Origin of the sequence: Mycoplasma bradburyae (genome assembly GCF_024339025.1) — a bacterium.
Taxonomy (GTDB): domain Bacteria; phylum Bacillota_I; class Bacilli_A; order Mycoplasmatales; family Mycoplasmoidaceae; genus Mycoplasmoides; species Mycoplasmoides bradburyae.
Genome location: NZ_CP101415.1, coordinates 30,496 through 51,671 on the forward strand (window position 1 = coordinate 30,496; position 21,176 = coordinate 51,671).

A 21,176-nucleotide genomic window follows, 5' to 3' on the forward strand; every position below is an offset into this window, starting at 1 on the left:
AAACTAATTATTGTAGATTAAAAATTCTATGTATGACAAAATGTACATTAATTAAAAAATAAAATAGGCGTATAATAAAAATAATAATAAAAAATCAATTTAGGTTATCTTAACCATGGATCGCGCTAAATTTTTAAAAATTTCATCCTTTTTGGCGTATGCGGCTATCATACTTTCTTTATGCGCTGTATTGCCTTCATATATTATTATTCTCGGTCCGCTAAATGTTGTTAGGAAATTCCATGAAACTGCTCCAGAACGTATAAAAAACTGAACCTATTCAAGCACTAATTTACATGTAATTAGTTTTGTAAAGAATTACATTGGTACCTTAGTAATATCTTTATTTTTTATAATTTACAACTTAATTTATTTAAGAAAAAACAATAATACATGATTAGCTAGTCTATTCCCATTCTGTTTTAAAGATTTAAAGACATCTACTACTTTTGCTTATAAAATGAAGTCTGGTTCTTATTGAACTCTTTACACTTTTATAATCTTGTCTATTTTGCCAATATCAGGTTTTCAACCATTCTTAAACTTTACAGCTGATGTTAATAAATACTACGTTCTAACTATGATTAGTTATGCATTTCTTATCATTACATGCTGATCAGTAATTTCATTTATTATTATCATAACATCATCAGATTACAAAACAGCACGTCTAAACAGTCTTAGTGTTTCTAAATTTGAAATGAATACTGATAGTTCAATAAACGCTAGCATTAATAAATAAACACAATTATTAATCTAATTACAAGCATTAATTTCTCCTAACGAAATTAATGCTTTTTTATTTTTTGTACCCTATACCCAACTTGGTTAAGTAATAAATTAATGAGATTAATTTATAATTTTTCTTATAAAAATTAACTTTTATGTAAGTATCTATTGCGATAATGCTTTATTGCTTGATAAACCATTATCACAAAACAAAAGCAAACAAAACACTCAATCTTATTAGATAAGTAACAATAAAGCTAATAATCCTTATAGATCTTATGATCAAGGATTATTAGCAATCTTATTGTGCTAAATTTATAATTATATAGTTATATGTCAAATTTACAAATAACCAAACATATTAAAGAAGCAACTATTGCTAACGATCTAGAATACCTTAAAATCGACTGGGAACAACCAGTAGTATATGTTGTTTATAACTTTGGTGAATTTAACAATATCTATAATTCTTATATTGGAAATGTCATCTACTACATAAGACAAAGAACAGAAAAAATCTGTTCTTTGCGTCCTAACTTTAAAGTTAATGTTAATAGTTTTTGTAATAACTTACAGTATTTAAAACAAAACCTTGACCAAACTTATGGGAAGATGTTTTATTTCTACAATTTCCAAACCAAGCAAGAACAATACCTTATTAAGAAATTCGTAGACCATGTTAATGAGATAACTAATCAATTAATCTTTATGATTAATGATTATATCTACGAACTTAAACAAAAGAACCGAACGGTTGAAAGAAAAAAACAAGCTAATTCTCAAGAAGAATACGAAAGTATTCTTAATGAAGAATCTTCAATCATGATTAATTATTTCAAGAAACTAGAAAACAACGTTTCAGACGATGCTTATCTAGGGGATAATTGAATCAAGAAAACCGAAGTATCAATCAAACAAAGAGAACAAAAGATAAAAGACTTTTTTAAGATCTTAAATCTTAAAAAATATGAGACTGTAAATTTACCTAATATTTATAAAAAAATAGATAAGTTCAAACAGAACTTAGAAACAGCTTTTTGGAACCTAGAAGTAAGTAAAGTATCAATTCTTAATAAACCTCATAAAGTAAAAGAGGTAATTCCTACTAAGAGTGATTATGTTATAGATCTTAAGAATGTAACTAAATATTATTCAAATGGCGTAACTACTACTAAGGTATTAAAGAATGTAAACCTACAAATTCCTTGAGGAGAATTTGTAGTTATCCTAGGTCCTTCTGGTAGTGGTAAAACAACATTATTAAATATTATCTCAGGAATGGATCGAGCTAGCAGTGGAACTACTTTTGTGGCTAATAAGAACCTTATTGGTTTTAGCGATACCCAACTAACCAAATTTAGACAAGAAAACATCGGTTATATTTTCCAACAATATGGATTATTACCCAATCTTAATGTTAAAGAAAACATTGAGATTGGTTCGTTCCTGCAAAGAGATGCTTCTAAAAGAGCTGATATTGACCAATTACTTAAAAGTATTGGGATGTATGAGCAACGTAATAAGTTGCCTACTGAACTATCTGGCGGACAACAACAAAGAGTGTCGATCGCTAGAGCGATCGCTAAAAACCCTACAATAATCTTTGGTGATGAACCTACTGGAGCATTGGATGAAGAAATGACTCAAGTAGTTCTAGAAGAGTTTGTAAATATTAATAAGAAAAATAAAACAACTTTAATAATAGTTACTCATAACCCATTGATTGCCGATATAGCAACAATGGTTATAAGAGTAGGTGACGGAACAATTAAATCAGTTGTTAGAAATGAAAATCCTAAGACTGTAAGAGAAATTAATTGAAGCTAATTAGTTAAAATTAAGAAATTAGCGATTTTTATTTATAAACAAAAATTTGATAATTGTTTTTCGGACAAAATTTTAAAAAATCATCAAATTTTTCTTTATTTACTATTTTTTTAATATATATTTAATGTATAATTAAAGATTTGCTGTTATTAAAGTAAGTTAATATATCAATAGAAATCATATATATAGGATATGAAATTATCAAAGAAAATGTTAGCAATCGGTACCCTTGCTACATTACCGATCCTTCCTATAGCTTTCAGTTCTTGTACTAACTTAAGTTCTGAAAACGATTTATTAAGAGCTAAAGTATCTGAACTAAATTCAACTATTGAAAACACTAAAACTAAATTAGATTCTTTAGAAAACGAAAACAAACAATTAGATTACAAAAATAAAGCACAAGATGTAGATGCTAAGGTTGATATGTTCAAACTTAGAGGGGAATATGCTGCTTATATCGGTTTTATTAATGATAATGTAACTAAGAAATATGATCTAATTTTTGATAAAGCTGCCAGCACTAGCCCTTCGCTTAAAAGTTTTTGAGATAATTTAAAAAATGTTCTTTTAAGTTGAAGACTAGTAAGCAAGGCTAATAATAAAGAAGAAATAACCATTTATACGCAAGCTTGAACTATAAAGAAAAATCAAAATGGAAAATATGGTCTCGCAAAATATACTAATGACGTAATAAGTGCAAAAACTTTGGATCAAATTAAAGAAGATAAAGATTTATTAAACATTCTTTTAAAATCAGAATCTATCGTAAAGAAAAAAGAGGATAATGCTGAAAAATCTGAAACCAATAAGATGGTTCAAGATGGAAGCGAAACCAAAGAAAATAAAAAAGTTGAAACTATTTTAGATAAGTATGATATTAAAAATGTATCAGCAACAAAAATTAATTTAAATGATATATTTAGTAAAAAATATTTCGAAGGTAGTTTCATTTCGCAAAACACAAAGGAAAGCTTATTTAGAGCTTTGTATGTAGCCAATGATGATTTGGGTATGTTACTATCTAAATCTATAAAAAACTTTCAACCAAAACAAAAATAAGAACATTTAGCATATTAGTTTTATATGAAGAATCAAATTTAACTAAAACTACTAAGTTATATAACTAGCATATAAATAAACTTTCGAATGTCGTTCGAAAGTTTATTTTCATATCAAAATAATCATATATATATATATATATATAATTTAATGGTGTATAAAAACATAATTAATATTTTTTAATAAAATATCTGTTTTCGCTAACCTAATAAAAGTTAGTCTTAATTTATAAATTAAAAATTATAATTATATAATTATAATAAAATTTATGGAAATAAGAATCGGTCAAGGTTTTGATAGTCACAAACTAAAAAATAAGAAAAACAACCAGATTTTTTTGGGTGGAATTCCTATTAAAGCAGACCAACAAGTAATAGCAAATTCAGATGGTGATGTAGTCATCCACGCATTAAGCGATGCTGTTTTAGGTTGCGGTGCTTTTGGTGACATCGGAATGTATTTCAATGAAAATGATCCAACTAATAAAGGTTTGGATTCTAAAACTATTTTAAACTACTGCTTAAAACTAATTAAAAAGCTTAAATTGGATTTTGTAAACATTGATTTAACAATTTTTGCTCAAGATATAAGAATTGATCCAGTTAGACTGGAAATTAAAAGTTCTTTAATGAAACTAACTGGTTGTAAACAAGTAAATGTAAAGGCTAAAAGTTACGAAGAACCTAGAAATGAAATAGCATGTTCATGTGTTGTTTTAATGAGTAGTAATAAATAGAAAGATTGGGATATATGGCTAAATTAAACTACGAAATTGAAAAAGTTCTAATTACCAATGAACAGATAAATGAAGCTGCCATCAAAGCAGCTAAATGAATTAATGAAACCTACAAAGACGATGAAATCGTCTTAGTGGGAATCTTAAAAGGTTGCATTCCTTTTATTGGAAAAATTATTGATAAAATTGATTGTGAAGTAATCCTAGACTTTATGACATTAAGTTCATTTAAGGGGGAAACAAAATCACAAGGCGCACCTAAGATTGTAATGGACTTAGCCTATGATGTTAGGGATAAAAATGTCTTATTAGTTGAAGATATTATTGATAGTGGTAACACGATTAAGATTGTTTTAGATCTTCTAAAACAAAGAGGGGCTAAATCAGTTAAACTATTAACCTTCTTAGACAAGCCTTCAGGACGTAAGGTTGATATCAAAGCAGACTATGTTTGCTTTGAAGTTCCACACGGTTTCTTAGTAGGTTTTGGATTAGACTATAAGGATAAGTTAAGAAACTTACCCTTTGTAGGTCATATGGTTTTGAAAGATTAAAATAACATTTAAAATATATAATTATTTAATATGTCAAATACATCAAATCTTAATGAACGCTTAACAGAAAACGCCAAGCAGCCAAAAAACGTTAAATCGATTATTTGGAAAACGATAGGAATAATTATCGTTATGTCGATTCTTATCGGTTTGATTCTTTTCTATACTTTACCAAGAAATGTAATAGCTAATATTTCAAATATTAAATATTTAGATGGTAATTTAGTAGCTGCTGCAACAATTAATGGACGAAGCGGTCAGTTTATTATTGATTTAGAGAATTCTAGTTTTCAAACAAACTATACTTCAGGATTATCTTTATCTGTTAGTATCTTTTTAAGAAATACTACTAATTCTAACGGTCAATCATTCTTTATTTCAGCAATTAGACCAACTGATGCTAGCACAAATGAAACTGTATTTAATATAGCTAACCTTTCAATTAACCAAACTAGAGGTATAGCTACATTAGTGACTGAAGGTGGGTCATATAGTGCGGTATTAACTAATAATCTAACAGCATTACCTAAAGAAGGTATGATGTTCTTGCCTAGTAACTTTAATATTGATACTGCAGAGATGTCATCATACTTATCAGCTGGTCGTGTTAAAGGTATTGAAAAATTATTATCAGCAGGTAATGTTCAATTACCTGACCAAAGTGCAGCAATTCTTACTCAATTTTTAGTAAGTATTGTTCCGTTTTTAATCCTATTATTCATTTACATTTTCCTAGCTAGAAGATTTAGTAGATCAATGGGAGCTGGCGGAATTGGTGAAGAAGGTGAAAACGTTTTCACTATTGGTAAGTCTCAAGCTAAGTTAGCTAAATCTACTTACAAATTCAGTGATGTAGCTGGTATTGAAGAAGAAAAATCAGAACTTATTGAATTAGTAGATTACCTAAAAAGACCTGCTAAATATGTTCAAATGGGAGCTAGAACTCCTAGAGGGGTTGTTTTATATGGACCTCCAGGAACTGGTAAAACATTATTAGCTAAAGCAGTAGCTGGAGAAGCTGGCGTTCCTTTCTTTCAAGTAACAGGTTCAGCATTCGAAGATATGTTAGTAGGGGTTGGTGCTAAAAGAGTAAGAAACCTATTTGCAAAAGCTAAGAAAGCTGCTCCTTGTATTATCTTTATTGATGAAATTGATTCAGTAGGTTCTAAGCGTGGTAAATATGAAATATCAGCTGGATCAGCTACTGATCAAACACTAAACCAATTACTAGCAGAAATGGATGGTTTTAGTACCAGAACTGGAATCATTGTAATGGCTGCTACTAACCGTTTAGACGTATTAGATGATGCGTTATTACGTCCAGGTAGATTTGATCGCCATATTCAAGTAAATCTTCCTGATATTAAAGAACGTGAAGCAATCTTAAAAATTCACTCTAAAAATAAAAACATTTCTTCTAAAGTTAATTTACAAGATATCGCTAGAAGAACTCCTGGATTTAGCGGTGCTCAACTTGAAAACGTTTTAAATGAAGCTACTTTATTAGCAGTTAGAGCTGATCGTACAAGTATTACGATTTCTGACATTGATGAAGCAATTGACCGTGTTATAGCTGGTCCTGCGAAAAAATCTAGAGTTATCAGTGAATTTGAAAAGAATCAAGTAGCTCACCACGAAGCAGGTCATGCTTTAGTTGGATTACACTTAAAAGGTGCTGACGAAGTTCAAAAAATTACGATTATTCCTCGTGGTCAAGCAGGTGGATACACTTTATCAACTCCTAAAAATGCTGAACTTAATCTGAAGAAAAAAACTGATTTATTAAATATGATCGCTGGCGCTTTAGGTGGTCGAGCTTCAGAAGAATACTTCTTTGGTAAAGATGCTATATCAACTGGTGCTTCTAATGACTTCTATAAAGCTACTAATATCGCTAAATCAATGGTTACTCAGTTAGGTATGTCAGAATTAGGTATTACTCAATTCTTACCTTCTGAAGGTGGTGTTAATCCTAATGCTAAATATTATTCAGAAGACACTGCTAGAAGAATTGATGTTGAAATTTCTAAGATTCTTGAAAATCAATATAAAGTTGCTTATGAAATCATTAAGAACAACGAACAAGAACTTAAGTTAATTGTTGAGGCTTTATTACTTCAAGAAACTATCGTTAAGAACGATATTGATTATATTCATGAGCATTTAAAATTGCCTGAAGCAATTCTTAAAATAAAAGCAGAACAAGAAAAAGCTGATAAACCTAAAGAAGAATCTAAAGAAGATTCAGATAACAAACCAACCGATTCCGATTCACAAAAAGAACCAGAATCACAACCAAAAGCGGAATAAAAATTTAAACAGATTAGCTTAACTAATCTGTTTTTTGTATTTAATAGATGAAAATGGAAACTACTCCTGATTTTATTAACGTATTGATTCGTGTTATTGATAATTTTACATACTCTGAACAATTCTTAAATCTAATTGATAAAAAAGGGTCAAATGGTAATTTTGGTTATTCATTAACTCCGTTTATCAATAAGATATCTAGATTTGCTAACCAAGAAGATAACAATACCGATCTATACGAATCATTGATTATTATTTCGACATATATTAAAGAATCAATTAAAACCACTTTGGGTGATATCTTATATGATTTAACATATCAAGCGGCTAGTTATATTAAAACTGTTAAACTAACAAGGGATAATGTTATTGAATGTTTTTATCGTTCTTTACTTGATTGTAAAAATAAGTATAAACTAAAGATTGGAAGTAAAAGTTTTTTTGATATCTTATACCCAGTTTTAAAATATCTTTATAGCAATAAAAATCGACCAACAAAAGAATTGATGTATGAGATTAAAATGATCTTAAACGAGAATTTTAATAAGTCATTATTATTAAAATCTAAAGTTGGTAGAGCCTCTTATCATGGAAAACGATCAATTGGTATGTATGATCCAGGGACTGTTTTTATTTACTTGGTACTTGAAGGAGTAATTAAAATTTATGGTACCTAAAATTTTAAATCCTAAGCTTAAAAGAATTATTCTTTATATCTGTTGGTTTTTATTAGTAACACCATTAATATCAACTTATTTCTTGTTAAATTATAAGTATGTGTTAATAGCTATGTATGTAATATGCTATATTTTGAGTTTTATTATCTACTTAGTTCATTACATATTACATATCAAAGCTCGAGATAAATTAAATAGCGAGTATTCATTTAGCGCGATAGCTACTGGGCTCAAAAAAACAAAAAAACTTAAAATTAAAAAAACGTCAGATGATTTTATAAATAAACAAACGATTAAATCGATAATTAAATCATCAGATGATGGGATTGAAAACCTTGATAAAAAATTTGATCAAAAGGATTTTTATCAAGAATATGATTTAACAAATGAAAACAATGAAGAAATAAAAATATCTTGCTTGGAATTCTGTAAACCTAAGAGATCTTTAAACTATCCTTATAATTATGATTGTTACTACTGAATAGAACTAAAAAATTTATCAGGAGACGATTTTGTTCTTCTTAATAACAAAGAAACAAACGCCCTTGGTTTTACTAAATATTTAACTAATAATTTACATAAAGAACAAAAAGAAAAATTCTTTTTGTATTGCAAGAATAATAACTTCGATTTAAACAAAATTTTTAAAGATCAAATCCTTAATGATTTGCTTTTTAAAAAAGAAACTATGAATGTTAACTTAGTTAATAAAAACCAAAAAACATTTTTATTATTAAGAATGAGCTTTAATTTGTTTAATCTTTATTATGGTTCGGATTATACGAATGAGCTTATTTATAATGAATTAGTTATTCAACGAATTGAGAACATAAAAATGGTTTCTGACCTATTATATTCTCTTAGAGAATGTTTTAATGATTTAGCAAATAATTAATAATTACTTATAATTAATATAAGGTCTAAAATAAGGATATATCAAAACTATGAAAAGCTTTAAAGCAACTATTATTGATCCATTCGGATTACACGTAAGAACAGCAACTGTTCTTTCTTCTAAGATGGCTAACTACAAATCTAAAGTTATGCTTAAGATTACTGGAGGAGCTACTGCTGATGTTAAGTCTATTATTAATTTAATGTCTTTAGCAATCAAGCAAAACACTCCAATTGAAATCACTGTTGAAGGTGAAGATGAAGAAGCAGCGATTGCTGAACTTGAAAAAGTTTTAAAAGAAAACAAACTAATTTAATTTAGTTTTATTTAATTTTTTTTACATAGATTGATTGAGATAGTGATCAATCTTATTTTTAATATGAACATACAACAACAATCGATAAACACAATTCGCGTTCTTGGAATTGAGATGATTAACAATGCCAAATCTGGACACCCTGGTATTGTGATGTCAGCAGCTCCTATGATGTATGCTTTATTCCATGATCACTTAAACTATGATATAGCTGATCTTAATTATGTTAATCGCGATCGTTTTATTTTAAGTGCTGGTCATGGAAGTGCTCTATTATATGCAACAATGTATGTTGCTGGATATAAGTCGTTAAATTCAAAAGATTTAAAGAATTTTAGAAAGTTCTCTTCTAAAACTCCTGGGCACCCAGAATCAACAATGTTAGATGGTGTTGATTTCGGGACAGGTCCTTTAGGTCAGGGAGCGGCTACTTCAGTTGGTTTTGCGATGGCTGAAGCTAACCTTAATGCTAGATTTAACAATATTATTGACCATTACACTTACTGCTTAATTGGTGATGGCGATATGCAAGAAGGAGTTTGTCAAGAAGCGCTAGCAGTAGCAGGTAGATATCAACTTAACAAATTAATTTGATTATATGATTCTAACGATGTTCAATTAGACGGTAGAGTTAGTAATTCAACTAATTTTGATGTTGAGATGCTTGTTAAATCATATAAATGAAATTACATCTTAGTTAAAGATGGTAATGATTATGAAGCCATTTCTCAAGCGATAAGTCAAGCTAAGAAATCTGACAGACCAACTTTTATTGAAGTTAAAACTAAATTGGGTTATGCGAGTTCTGTAGAAGATTCTAACAAAGCTCACGGATCACCATTTAGTGGTGATGAAATCAAAAAGATTCGAGCTAAATTTGATTATAAAAACAAACCTTTTACAGTTTCTTCAGAAGTTAAAGAACACTTTGAATCTGCGATTAACCGTGGTAAAGAACATTCTAAAGCATTCATTGAACGTTTGGGTGTAGCAAGCCTTGAGTTACGTGAAAAATTCATTAGCCAAGTAGAAGATGAGAAAATTATCTTTGAAGAAAGTTGAATAAATGAATTCAATGTCGATTGCTATGATTCGACTAGAAATCTTTTTGGAAAATTCTTTAAGAAATTAACCGAAGTAAATGACAATATTTTAGTAGTCAATTGTGATCTATCAGGTTCTACTAAAGTTGTAACCCATAATAACAAACGATTTGATATTAATAGTTACGATCAACAACTAATTGATGTTGGGGTAAGAGAATTCTTAGCTGGTTGTATTGTTAATGGAATTACTGCTCATAAAGGTCTTAAAGCTGTATGTTCAACCTTTATGGCTTTTAGTGATTACAATAAGCCAGCAATCAGACTTGGAGCTATTAATTCTTTAAGTTCTTTATATGTGTTTTCACATGACTCATTCAATGTTGGTGAAGACGGTCCAACTCACCAACCTATTGAGCAACTATCATCTTTAAGATTAATACCTGAAGTATTGGTTTATCGTCCTGCTAACTTTTATGAGTTATACACTGCGCTTAAAACTGCGTTTGATAAAGATAATAACAAACCAATTGTTATCTCGACTTCTAGAAGTGAATTTAATCAATATAAAGTTGATCCTGAAGAATTTGACCAAGGTTATTACTACCTTAACAAAACAAAGAGTCCTAAACTTAGATTAATAGCAACAGGATCAGATACTGATACAGCTATGAAATTAGCTAAGATCTTCAAAAAAGAAAAAATTGAAATCGATGTAATATCAGTTCCTTCTGTTAAGAAGTTAAAAGATAAACTGGCTGATTTTGATACTTTACAAGAGTTCAAAAAATGTAAGAACATTGTTATTGAATCTGGTGTAAGTAATATTTGATTTGAGTTTGTTAATTTAGTAATTGGTGTTAATGATTTCGGGATGTCAGGAAATCCAAATGAAGTGGCTACTTACTTCAGTATGGATCTAGAATCATTAGTAAAATCAGTATCTACCATACTAAATCTGAAAAAAGTATACACACAAGAAGAAATTGAAGAATTAATAAAAAATGCTAATTAATTGATTTAAATTAATTTCACCAAAAAATAGAATCCTAAAAAGAGCTACAATAGCTGCTAAACAAGTAGATTTACTTAAAGACGAAATGCGCGCTTTAAGTGATGAACAGTTATTTGCTAAAACAGATTATTTTATCAACGAGCTTACTAACAATAACAAGACTACTGATGATATTTTAGTAGAAGCTTTTGCTGTTATTCGTGAAGCGATCTATCGTGAAACTGGTAATTTTGCTTACTTGGTGCAATTAATCGGTGCTTATGTAGTTCACCAAGGTGATTTCAGTGAAATGATGACCGGGGAAGGTAAAACCCTTACTCTAGTATTAGCAGCATACCTAAATATGCTTGAGAAAAAAGGTGTTCATATTGTTACGGTTAATGAATACTTAGCTGAACGTGATGCTGAACAAGCTGCTAAGATTTTCAAACGTTTAAATCTTACAGTAGGTTGTAACAAAGCTAATTTAGCTCCTCATCTTAAAAAAGAGGCATTCGACTGCGATCTAACTTATACAACTAACTCAGAACTAGGGTTTGATTACTTAAGAGACAACATGGTAAGAAACTACAAGGATAAAAAAATCCGTGGGTTACACTTTGCCATTGTCGATGAAGGTGACTCAATTCTTATTGATGAAGCAAGAACACCATTAATCATCTCAGGTCAACCTAAGAAGGATTTTAAGCTTTATTTTGAAGCTGATAAATTTGTAGAAAAACTTACAGATGAAGATTTCAAAATCGATCAAGAATCTCGCAGTCCTTCATTAACTGAAAAAGGGATTGATAAAGCTGAAAAACACTTTAAGTTAAAAAACCTTTTTGATCTTGAGAATTCTGATTTATTCCATAAGATTGGTAACGCACTAACTGCTAGAAAAATCTTTGAAAACGGAAAAGAATACATTGTAAGAGAAGATAAGATTCTTATTGTTGACCACTTTACAGGAAGAATCTTAGAAGGTCGTAGTTACAATGGCGGCTTACACCAAGCAGTACAAGCTAAAGAACGGGTTCCGATTGAACCAGAAAACATTGTTGTGGCAACTGTTACTTACCAATCGTTCTTTAGACTTTATAAGAAGTTAGCGGCTGTTTCAGGGACCGCTTTAACTGAATCTGAAGAATTCTTGAAAATTTACAACATGGTAGTTGTGCCGGTTCCTACGAATCGTCCAGTGATTAGAAAAGATCACCCAGACTATATGTTTGGTAATCTTAAGACTAAATGAGAAGCGGTAGTTAATGAAATTGAAAAGATCCATAAAAAAGGCCAACCGATTCTTGTTGGTACAGGAAGTGTAGAAGATTCCGAATTGCTTCACCAAATGTTAAATGAAAAAAACATTATGCACGAAGTGCTTAATGCTAAAAACCACGCAAGGGAAGCGCAAATTGTAGCTAAAGCTGGTGAAGTAGGTTCTGTTACAATTTCAACTAATATGGCAGGTCGTGGTACTGACATTAAATTAGGTCAAGGTGCTAAAGAACTTGGTGGATTGTATGTAATTGGTACAGAACGTCATGAATCAAGACGTATTGATAACCAATTACGTGGTCGTAGTGGTCGTCAAGGTGACGTTGGTGAAAGTCGTTTCTTCATTAGTTTTGCTGATCCATTGTTCAAACGCTTTGCGCAAGATCGCATTATCAAAGCTCAAGAAAAACTTGCTTCAGATTACTTCGATTCTAAATTCTTTTCAAGATTCTTATCGATGACGCAAAAGAAAGTTGAATCTGTAAACTTTGATATGCGTAAAAACCTTATTGATTACGACCATGTATTAGCCAATCAACGTGAATTAATCTATAAACAACGTGATAAGATTTTAATTGCGAATGATTTAGCCGAAGTAATTGATAAGATGGCACAAAACTTCGTAGAAGGTTTTGTTGATACATTCAAAGATCAAGCTAACCAAACAATGGTAAACCCTGTTGAGTTAGCATTAGCTGTTCAAAAACAATTAATTCAAGACGAAGAAGTATCTGCTTCAGTGTTTTATAACCAAACATTAACAGCGGCTAAAGAAACATTATTAAAGCTGCTAAAAGAAGCGATCACTAAAAAAATTAATGTGATGACTCCTGTTATTGCTAATAATGTCTTTAAAGATATCATCATTCAACAAATTGATGATGCTTGAATTCATCACCTTGATCAGATGAATAAATTGCGTGAAGGTGTATCATTACGTTCTTTAGAACAAACTTCTCCGCTTAACATTTATGTTGAAGAGGGTAAAAAACTGTTTGACTCAATGCTAAACAACATTGCTAAGTCAGTAATTCTAGCTGTATGTTCGATTGTTAATCCAACAAGAAATGTTGATATCAATACAGAACAAGAGCAACGTAAATTAGATGCTATTAAGCGTCTTGAAGAAATCAAGAAACTTGAAGAATTAAAACGCCAAGGTGTTGATACAAATGTTGTTGTTCAGGTAACTGATTCAGCTGGTAATATTATTGAAAAAGAAATTAGCGCTGATAATCTAATAGAACTTGTTGATCAACAAGAAAAGAAGGAAAACAACAAATCTAACACTCCTAATAACTAAATAAAAAAATTTTTCAACCCCAAAACATAAGATAAAAATAACCTAGCATAATTTGTTGCTAGGTTATTTATTATTATTACTTAGATATATAGGATATTAATAGATAAAACCTTAATTTACTTCTTATTAAATATATATCATAAAACTGATAATTATTTAAAGAAAATTCTAAAAAATTTAACTTGCGTTTTGTTCATAAAAGGATGGCTAAATTTTTTATGTTGATATTACGATTAAAATCAATATAATGTAGCGTATATAAATAGAATAAATATGAAAAGAAAAGTTTTTAAGAAAATGGTAGGTGCATTAGGGTTATTTGCTAGTGCTTCTATTGTTGCAGCTAGTTGTTTTAATTCAACAAAGACACTTGGTTTCGACCAAAATGATGATGGAAAAATAGTATTAGCAAATACATATTCTTCAACTAGTCCAATCGCCAAGGCGCTAGAAGAAATTGTAGATCAATACAACAAACAAAAACCTCAAGGAGATTATCCTGTTGAATTATTCTCAATTGCTGGAGGATATGGTGGCGGTGATGAAAGTGTTAATACGAAACTTGCTTCTAAAGACAAAACTCAATTCTTTAACTTAATATTTAACTATCCAAATGTTACAGCTCAACTTGTTCGTCACGGTCAAGCTTTAAAGCTTAACAAAGGTGAACAAGCAGTGGACGCTTCTATTTTTTCTGATAAATTCTTAGAAGAAAACTACAGTATCCCTGGTAACGATGATAGATCTATTTACTCTTTACCTTTAACAAGATCAACTGAAGTATTAGTTATTAATGCTCCAGTTGTTTATCAATTATTAAGTCAGGCGAAAGCTGCTAATGACTTAATGATAGCTGATAATCCTGAAACTAAAGCTTTATGAGATAGCTGAAAAGAAAAAGCTAAAATCAACTTAGGTTCTTCATCTAAAACTATGATGAAAGAAATGAAGAAAACTATGGAAAAAGCTCCTGAAGCTAGTGGTAATATGGGAGCTGGTATGGCTTCTGGTGGTCAAGGTCAATCTGGATCAGGTGCTGCTGGGTCTGGCGCTTCTACTGGAGGATCTCAAAGTGGTTCTGGTTCTACTGGCACAGGTGTAACTGCGCGTTCAACTAATCTTAGAGATGATCAAAACATGACTCAAACTTCTCCAGCTGCTGGCGCTGAAACACCTGCTATGGCTAAAGAAGCAGCTACAACTGAACAACCAGCTGCAGCTGAAACTGTTTCATCTGACTACATCAAAAATCTTTGAGGTGAATATAAATCAGTTGAAGGTGGTTTAAAAGGTTATACCTTAGATGCTAATGTTTTTAATACTACTAAAGAATTAATTGACCTATCTGTAAGAATCGCTAAATCATATAGCACTAAACTTAAAGCGCCTAATGATAGACAACAAATCGATCCTCAAGCGGTTTTGGGTATCGACTCACCAAGTAACTTCTTATACACTAACAGTTTTTCTCAAGTTAATGGTAATTGAAATGAATTCCTTGTTAGAAAATCTTCTAACGGTAAAACTTATGATTTCAACGCTTTATTAAATAATGATAATAATAGAGCTGCACCATTAATGAGTACATTTAATGTTGTTAAACCTTTAATTGATGCTAATGGTTTATTCTTAAACAATGGTGGTAACTACTCATCTAACTGAGAAAAATTCCATCAATTAGCATTCTTCCTAGGATCTACTTCTGGATATTACCAAAGTTTCGTAGATGATAAAGAAGGTAGCAACTTAGTGTTTAAAAATGTTGATATGAAAGTTGCTTCGTATGAATTCCCTAGATTCACAAGTGATTTATATGCTCCTACTAAAACTGAATATGATCAAGGAGCTATTGGCGCATTCAACAATAGAGGAAAACGTTATGTTATCTATAAGAAGGAAAGCTTAACAGAAGAATTGAAGAAAGTTGAAACTAATAAAGCTATTCCAGATGAAATGAATAGAGCCACTGCTGAAACGGCTTTATCTAATAGATTAAAAACTATTGAATCATCTCTTGCAACTATGGATAACCAAGCTACTATTCAAATCGGATGAATCGGTACGGGATTCGATTTAGATAAATTCAATAGTGCTGTTAAACCTAAGATTCACCAACTTGGTAATCTTTATGATAAAAAATATAAAGCAGCCTTCGTATTAGATACTGATGCTGAAAAGAAGATTGTACCTACAGAACAAAGCTTGCAAGCTAAAGAAGCTGATATCAGAATTGCTCCTAAGAAATTCGACCAAGCTAACGCTAAAGAGATTATTATGACTCAAGGTGCTAGTTTAATCGGTATCCATTCAAACGAAAAAGAAGATATCCAAACCAAGAAATTTATTAATTGATTGATTAAGACTGGTAACATTAATGTTCCTGCTGTAATGAAAAAAGGTAAAGTTGAAACTCCAGCATTTACCGGAACACCATTAAATTTCATAGTTGATCGAGCTTCGTATATATTACCTACAAATGAATTCTTAAATAATCCTAATGTTAAGGATAATAAGACAGAATATCAAAAAATAGCAATTGATGCATTTAAGTCAATTCAATCAGACAATAATTACGTTCCTTATAACGATGTTCCTGATTTTAGAAGTGGTACTTTTAGAAAAACTATAGATAGTACTTTAGTATCAGCTAACTCAACAAAAGCTGATTTCGCTAAATTCTTTGATAATCTTAAAAAAGCTTCTCCAGATATCGTTAAACGAAACTAAAACACTACAAAATAACTAAATAATCTAAAATATTTTAGTTATTTTGTTTTTTTATATTCATAAAATATGAGATTCAATAAAATACTGATAATGAGTGGGCTGTTAGGAATTATGGCTCCTATCGTTAGTTCTTGTAATAATGGTAATAATATTAATATCGTTTCTAATAATAGCTCTAACGATCCTACTGATAGCCTTACTTATTGAGATGATTTATATAAGCAATATGGGGTTACCAAGTTTAGTGATGAACAAGTTAGTAAGAACTTAAAAAAAGCTAAACTTCTTAAATGAAGGGACGGAGATACACCTGAAATTCAATTCTATGAGAATAATGATTCTGATGAATTAACTGATCAGATTAATGCGATAAGAATTGAAAGTATTGATACCCCAGAAAAAACTAAAGTTAATCAAGAAAAAGAACGTGTTCCTTCAGATGAACCTGAATTAACATATGCTAAGAAGGCGACAGAATTAGCTCAAAAAACGATACCAGAAGGTAATGATGTTTATTTCTGATATGCTAATGCAAAAAGCTATGACCGTTTAGTGGGTACAATTTATTACGACTTCAATAAAGAAAATAAAACAGCAATTAGCTTCAGTGCAACAATGGTGCTAAATGGTCTAGCAATTCCCATTATTAAATCGCCTACTGATTTGCTTGATACTAGTTCTGAGTTATATGTGGCTACTAAGCCAGTGGCTATTGCTGCCAACATCGCAATTCTTAATAAAAGAAATATTTGATCGGCTGATAATAACTTAAGCAAATCAATTGAAACTATTTATAAAGTTAGAGGAGCTGATACTAGTTGAGTGAGTTTTCTAAATCCTAAATCGAATAACTATAAGATTTACGCTAAAAAAGGTGATGAAAATTACGCTCAAAGCGTATGAAACTTCCTTGAATAAATTAAACACGACAGCTATAAAATATTATTTTAATTAATAATAAACAAGTCATAAAACTATTAAGGCAAAATGGAACAATCTAAATCTACATTAGAAATACAGATTGATAATTATCAACACAAATTAGAAGAATATTCAAAACATAAAAACGAAACACCGGCAATCGTTATTAACAATTTAGTAGTTGATTTTGGTGAGACGTTAGCTTTGGATAACATTTCATTTGAAATCAAAAAAGGTAAATTAGTTACCTTTTTAGGGCCATCTGGTTGTGGTAAGACTACAACATTAAATGCGATTGCTGGGTTATTAACACCAACCAGTGGAGAGATATACTTCTCAGGCATTGATGTTACCGATAAAAGTCCTAAAGATCGTAAATTAGGATTAGTGTTTCAAAACTATGCGCTATATCCTCATTTAACGGTTTATGAAAATATTGCGTTTCCGCTTTATAACGATGAGTCATGAAAAAAGAAAGCTATTTTCAAATCGATGATGGGGCAAACTAGGGCTGATAGCATCGTATTGAAATCTAATGGGGCAACAGTTGATGAAATTGATACTTTAATGAAATCAGCTGAGAACTGTTATTATATTCCAATTCAAATGCGAATTGATTATGATAACAAGGAAATTAATTTGAATAGAAAACTTAAGGAATTAAATTCGATTCAAAAATTACTTCCAGTAAAACAACATATAGAGATCTCGCGATTATCTAAAGATGTCTTTGAAAAATTAAAACAAGCTAAGAAAACTAATGATAAACAGTTACAAAATAAATTAAAAGAAGAATACAAAAAAACTGTAATTGAAATCAAACAAAGATACAGAGAATTAATTAATACAAACAAACAAGAAATATCTCAAGAAAAACAACGAGTTAAAGCTTCTTTAGAATTTAATGAAGTTAAGAATTTAAAAGCTCAAATGCGCAGAATTGACCGTGAATTATTAACAAAATTCAAAGCAGTTAAAGAGAATTTAATTCAAAAATATTCGTTAAATATTGATAAATTAAGTGAATCCGAAAAAGCTGAATACGAACTAAATAAAAAACAAAATATTTCATTAAAAGAAGCGATCAACCAAGCGGTTTTAGAAGTTGCTAATCGTGTAGAAATCACGAAGAATTTAGCAAAATTACCAACTAAACTTTCGGGTGGTCAACAACAACGTGTAGCGATCGCTAGAAGTATCGTAAGACATCCTAAAATTTTATTAATGGATGAACCTTTATCTAACTTAGATGCTAAACTAAGAGTTCAAACAAGACAATGAATTAGATCGATTCAATCTGATCTAAATATAACAACAATTTTTGTAACCCATGACCAAGAAGAAGCAATGTCAATTTCGGATGAAATTGTATGTATGTCTAATGGTTTAATCCAACAAATCGGAACCCCGAATGAGTTATTTAATAAACCTAAGAATGAATTTGTTGCTAAATTCTTGGGTTTACCTGAAATGAATATCTTGACATGTTCAATTAAGGATAAAAAGATTTTCTTTATGAAAGAAAATCAAATAGCTTTATCTAACTTAGATAAAGATTATGACGAAATCCGTGTTGGTTTTAGGGATGATAATGTGATTATTAAACCTGATGGAATTAATAAAGGGATAATAGAACAGATTGAAAACTTAGGTAAGATAAGCATTGCTAAATGTCGTTTTTACGATCAAATAATTAATATCAAACTTGATAAACATGATTACCAATTAGGTGATCAAATTAATTTTGATATTGACACCAATAAGTTACATTACTTTGATGCTAAAACAACAAACAGGATCTAATTATGTTTTTTAATTGACTATTAAAAAGAAGACAAAAAGCAAAAAGGACAGAGTTAGGAATCTTAGATAAAAAGGTTTCGGTATGAATTCCATTATCGTTATTATTCCCGAGTTTTATCGCTATTTTCTTATTTACGATATTGCCATTTTTAATGGTGATAGAAAAAGCTTTCAAGCCGTTAGCAGATATATCTGATCTTAGTTCTGAAAGTTTTGGTTTTGGAAACTTTGTATCCTTATTTGAAAGCAAGCCTTTTGTTATCGGTTTAAGAAATTCTTTCTTATACTCAATAATTTCTTTGCCGCTTAGTTTAATAATATCTTTAATTATTTCATCGGCAATTGTATTTGTTTATAACAAGATAGCTAGAGGATTTTGGCAAACAATTTTCTTCTTGCCTTATGTAACTTCATCAGTTGCTATTTCGATCGCATTCATATACATCCTAGATTCATCTACTGGTGTTTTAAACTCAATTATTGGCAAGAATATTCCTTGATTATCATCAGGCGAAATTGATGGATATAAAGCTTTAGTAGGGATTTTAATTTATGGCGTTTGAAGAAATCTAGCTTTCAATGTTTTGATTTTATCAACTGCTATGTTATCTGTTGATAAAACATTATATAAGGCAGCAGCAATTGACAGCGCGACACCAATTAAACAGTTTTTTAAAATTACTCTTCCTTCTATTAAGAAAACAATAAGTTTTTTATTAACTATAGGAATTCTAGGAGGATTACAAGTCTTTCCATTAGCAATTTTCTCAAACAATCCAGATGCTGCTACTGCTAATGGTGCATCAACTGTTCTAATATTTATTTTTAAAAATATTAGATCAGCAGACTATGGTCTTGCTGGTGCTGCTACTCTTGTGTTGTTTGTTATTGGTGCATTGTATGGAGCGTTTTTACGTAATTCAGTTAATTTATTCGAAGCAATTATTTTAAAGGTGAAAATTAGAAATGTTCGCATTAAAGCTAAAATTTAAAAACTGGATTTCTAAAATTAAGATTAATAAAAACTATGAAAGAGTTAGTTTAGAAATTAAAGATACTAGTTGGAAAACAATTATCTTAGGTTTTTTATTCAAATCGTTAATTTTGTTATTCTTTGGTTTAATTATTATTTTTCCGTTTTATTTCATGCTAGTAGTAGCGCTAGCTCCGGATAAACAAGTATTAGATCAACGAAAACCGATTTTATGACCTGATTCTTTTAATTTTAATAATTTTGCTAGAGTATTGAATGAAGGTGGTTATTGATCAGCATTGTTTGTAACAGCTTTTATTACAGCGTTATCAGTAATCCTTAGATTATTCTTTACAATGACTTTTGGATATGCTTTTTCTTTAAGAAATTGAAAATTCAAAAAAGTAGTTTGATTATTTTATTTATCAATCTTGATTCTTCCAGAATCAGCTCTACTAATTGGTCAATTCAGAACAATTACATTACTAGAATGAAATGATCGTGCTGATCCTAAGATTTTAATATCATTAGTAACACCTTATGTTGCTTCAATTTTTTCGGGATATATGTTTAAAAATGCTTTTGAAGCAATTCCTGGAAGAATAAAAGAATCAGCACTAATTGATGGTTGTGGTGGTGCAAAATTCTTTTTCAAAGTAGCAATCCCTTTAGTAAAACCGACAATATGAACTGTAACGATTTTAACATCGTTTGCGGCGTGAAATTCTTATTTATGACCATTGTTATTGCTAGATAGTCAATCGAAATTTTTTAATGTGATTAACTTATGAGTAATTCGTCAAGGAATTGATCCTAATAGCGATCCTGATGGTCAGATTATCATCTTATCCAATTTAAGAATGGCAGCTACAATTTTAGCTATTGTTCCAATGTTCATTGTTTATTTCATTTTTAGAAAACAAATTATTAACGCTGTAGGTAAGCGTGGTAATAGTACTATTAAAGGGTAATTTTATATGAAGAAAAAAATCTTAAATTTTTGAAAACAAGGCACATCCAAGATT

The 21,176-nt window shown here is 30.0% G+C and carries 16 protein-coding genes; all 16 read left to right on the forward strand.

What is annotated here, in order from left to right; translation table 4 throughout:
* The first annotated feature begins 115 nt into the window (after nucleotides 1-115).
* The 16 genes from NMG77_RS00110 to NMG77_RS00185 all read left to right on the forward strand — a co-directional run bounded on the left by NMG77_RS00110 (nucleotide 116) and on the right by NMG77_RS00185 (nucleotide 21,122).
* Nucleotides 116-742: a hypothetical protein gene (locus NMG77_RS00110; RefSeq protein ID WP_255045851.1), complete on the forward strand. Its 627-nt coding sequence runs from the start codon at nucleotides 116-118 to the stop codon at nucleotides 740-742.
* A gap of 320 nt (nucleotides 743-1,062) precedes the next feature.
* A complete protein-coding gene (locus tag NMG77_RS00115; RefSeq protein ID WP_255045852.1) occupies nucleotides 1,063-2,556 on the forward strand; it encodes an ABC transporter ATP-binding protein in 1,494 nt (497 codons plus the stop codon).
* Nucleotides 2,557-2,748: 192 nt separating this feature from the next.
* A complete protein-coding gene (locus tag NMG77_RS00120; protein WP_255034687.1) occupies nucleotides 2,749-3,618 on the forward strand; it encodes a hypothetical protein in 870 nt (289 codons plus the stop codon).
* Between the two features lie 268 nt (nucleotides 3,619-3,886).
* Entirely contained in the window at nucleotides 3,887-4,354 is a 468-nt protein-coding gene (gene ispF / locus NMG77_RS00125) for a 2-C-methyl-D-erythritol 2,4-cyclodiphosphate synthase (protein WP_255034689.1), read from the forward strand.
* Between the two features lie 14 nt (nucleotides 4,355-4,368).
* On the forward strand, nucleotides 4,369-4,908 hold the full coding sequence (gene hpt, locus NMG77_RS00130) for a hypoxanthine phosphoribosyltransferase (protein WP_255034690.1): 540 nt from the start codon (nucleotides 4,369-4,371) through the stop codon (nucleotides 4,906-4,908).
* A gap of 30 nt (nucleotides 4,909-4,938) precedes the next feature.
* Nucleotides 4,939-7,218: an ATP-dependent zinc metalloprotease FtsH gene (gene ftsH, locus NMG77_RS00135; protein ID WP_255045853.1), complete on the forward strand. Its 2,280-nt coding sequence runs from the start codon at nucleotides 4,939-4,941 to the stop codon at nucleotides 7,216-7,218.
* A gap of 47 nt (nucleotides 7,219-7,265) precedes the next feature.
* Entirely contained in the window at nucleotides 7,266-7,895 is a 630-nt protein-coding gene (locus tag NMG77_RS00140; RefSeq protein WP_255045854.1) for a DAK2 domain-containing protein, read from the forward strand.
* Nucleotides 7,885-8,790, forward strand: coding sequence for a hypothetical protein (locus tag NMG77_RS00145; RefSeq protein WP_255045856.1), 906 nt, complete (start codon nucleotides 7,885-7,887; stop codon nucleotides 8,788-8,790). Before NMG77_RS00140 ends, NMG77_RS00145 begins: the two co-directional genes overlap by 11 nt.
* A 49-nt stretch (nucleotides 8,791-8,839) precedes the next feature.
* A complete protein-coding gene (locus NMG77_RS00150; protein ID WP_255034694.1) occupies nucleotides 8,840-9,106 on the forward strand; it encodes an HPr family phosphocarrier protein in 267 nt (88 codons plus the stop codon).
* Nucleotides 9,107-9,169: 63 nt separating this feature from the next.
* Entirely contained in the window at nucleotides 9,170-11,164 is a 1,995-nt protein-coding gene (locus NMG77_RS00155) for a transketolase-like TK C-terminal-containing protein (RefSeq protein ID WP_255034695.1), read from the forward strand.
* The gene (secA, locus tag NMG77_RS00160; RefSeq protein ID WP_255045857.1) at nucleotides 11,154-13,727 is read left to right on the forward strand and encodes a preprotein translocase subunit SecA; all 2,574 of its coding nucleotides are present in this window, start codon (nucleotides 11,154-11,156) and stop codon (nucleotides 13,725-13,727) included. The genes NMG77_RS00155 and secA overlap by 11 nt, the downstream gene beginning before the upstream one ends.
* Nucleotides 13,728-14,000: 273 nt before the next feature.
* A complete protein-coding gene (locus NMG77_RS00165) occupies nucleotides 14,001-16,454 on the forward strand; it encodes a P68 family surface lipoprotein (RefSeq protein WP_255045858.1) in 2,454 nt (817 codons plus the stop codon).
* Nucleotides 16,455-16,544: 90 nt separating this feature from the next.
* On the forward strand, nucleotides 16,545-17,372 hold the full coding sequence (locus NMG77_RS00170; RefSeq protein WP_255045859.1) for a thermonuclease family protein: 828 nt from the start codon (nucleotides 16,545-16,547) through the stop codon (nucleotides 17,370-17,372).
* Between the two features lie 69 nt (nucleotides 17,373-17,441).
* A complete protein-coding gene (locus NMG77_RS00175; protein ID WP_255034699.1) occupies nucleotides 17,442-19,178 on the forward strand; it encodes an ATP-binding cassette domain-containing protein in 1,737 nt (578 codons plus the stop codon).
* Nucleotides 19,179-19,180: 2 nt separating this feature from the next.
* Nucleotides 19,181-20,170: a carbohydrate ABC transporter permease gene (locus NMG77_RS00180; RefSeq protein WP_255034700.1), complete on the forward strand. Its 990-nt coding sequence runs from the start codon at nucleotides 19,181-19,183 to the stop codon at nucleotides 20,168-20,170.
* Nucleotides 20,145-21,122 (forward strand): carbohydrate ABC transporter permease, encoded by a 978-nt coding sequence (locus NMG77_RS00185; RefSeq protein ID WP_255034701.1) that lies wholly within the window; start codon nucleotides 20,145-20,147, stop codon nucleotides 21,120-21,122. The genes NMG77_RS00180 and NMG77_RS00185 overlap by 26 nt, the downstream gene beginning before the upstream one ends.
* Nucleotides 21,123-21,176: the final 54 nt, after the last annotated feature.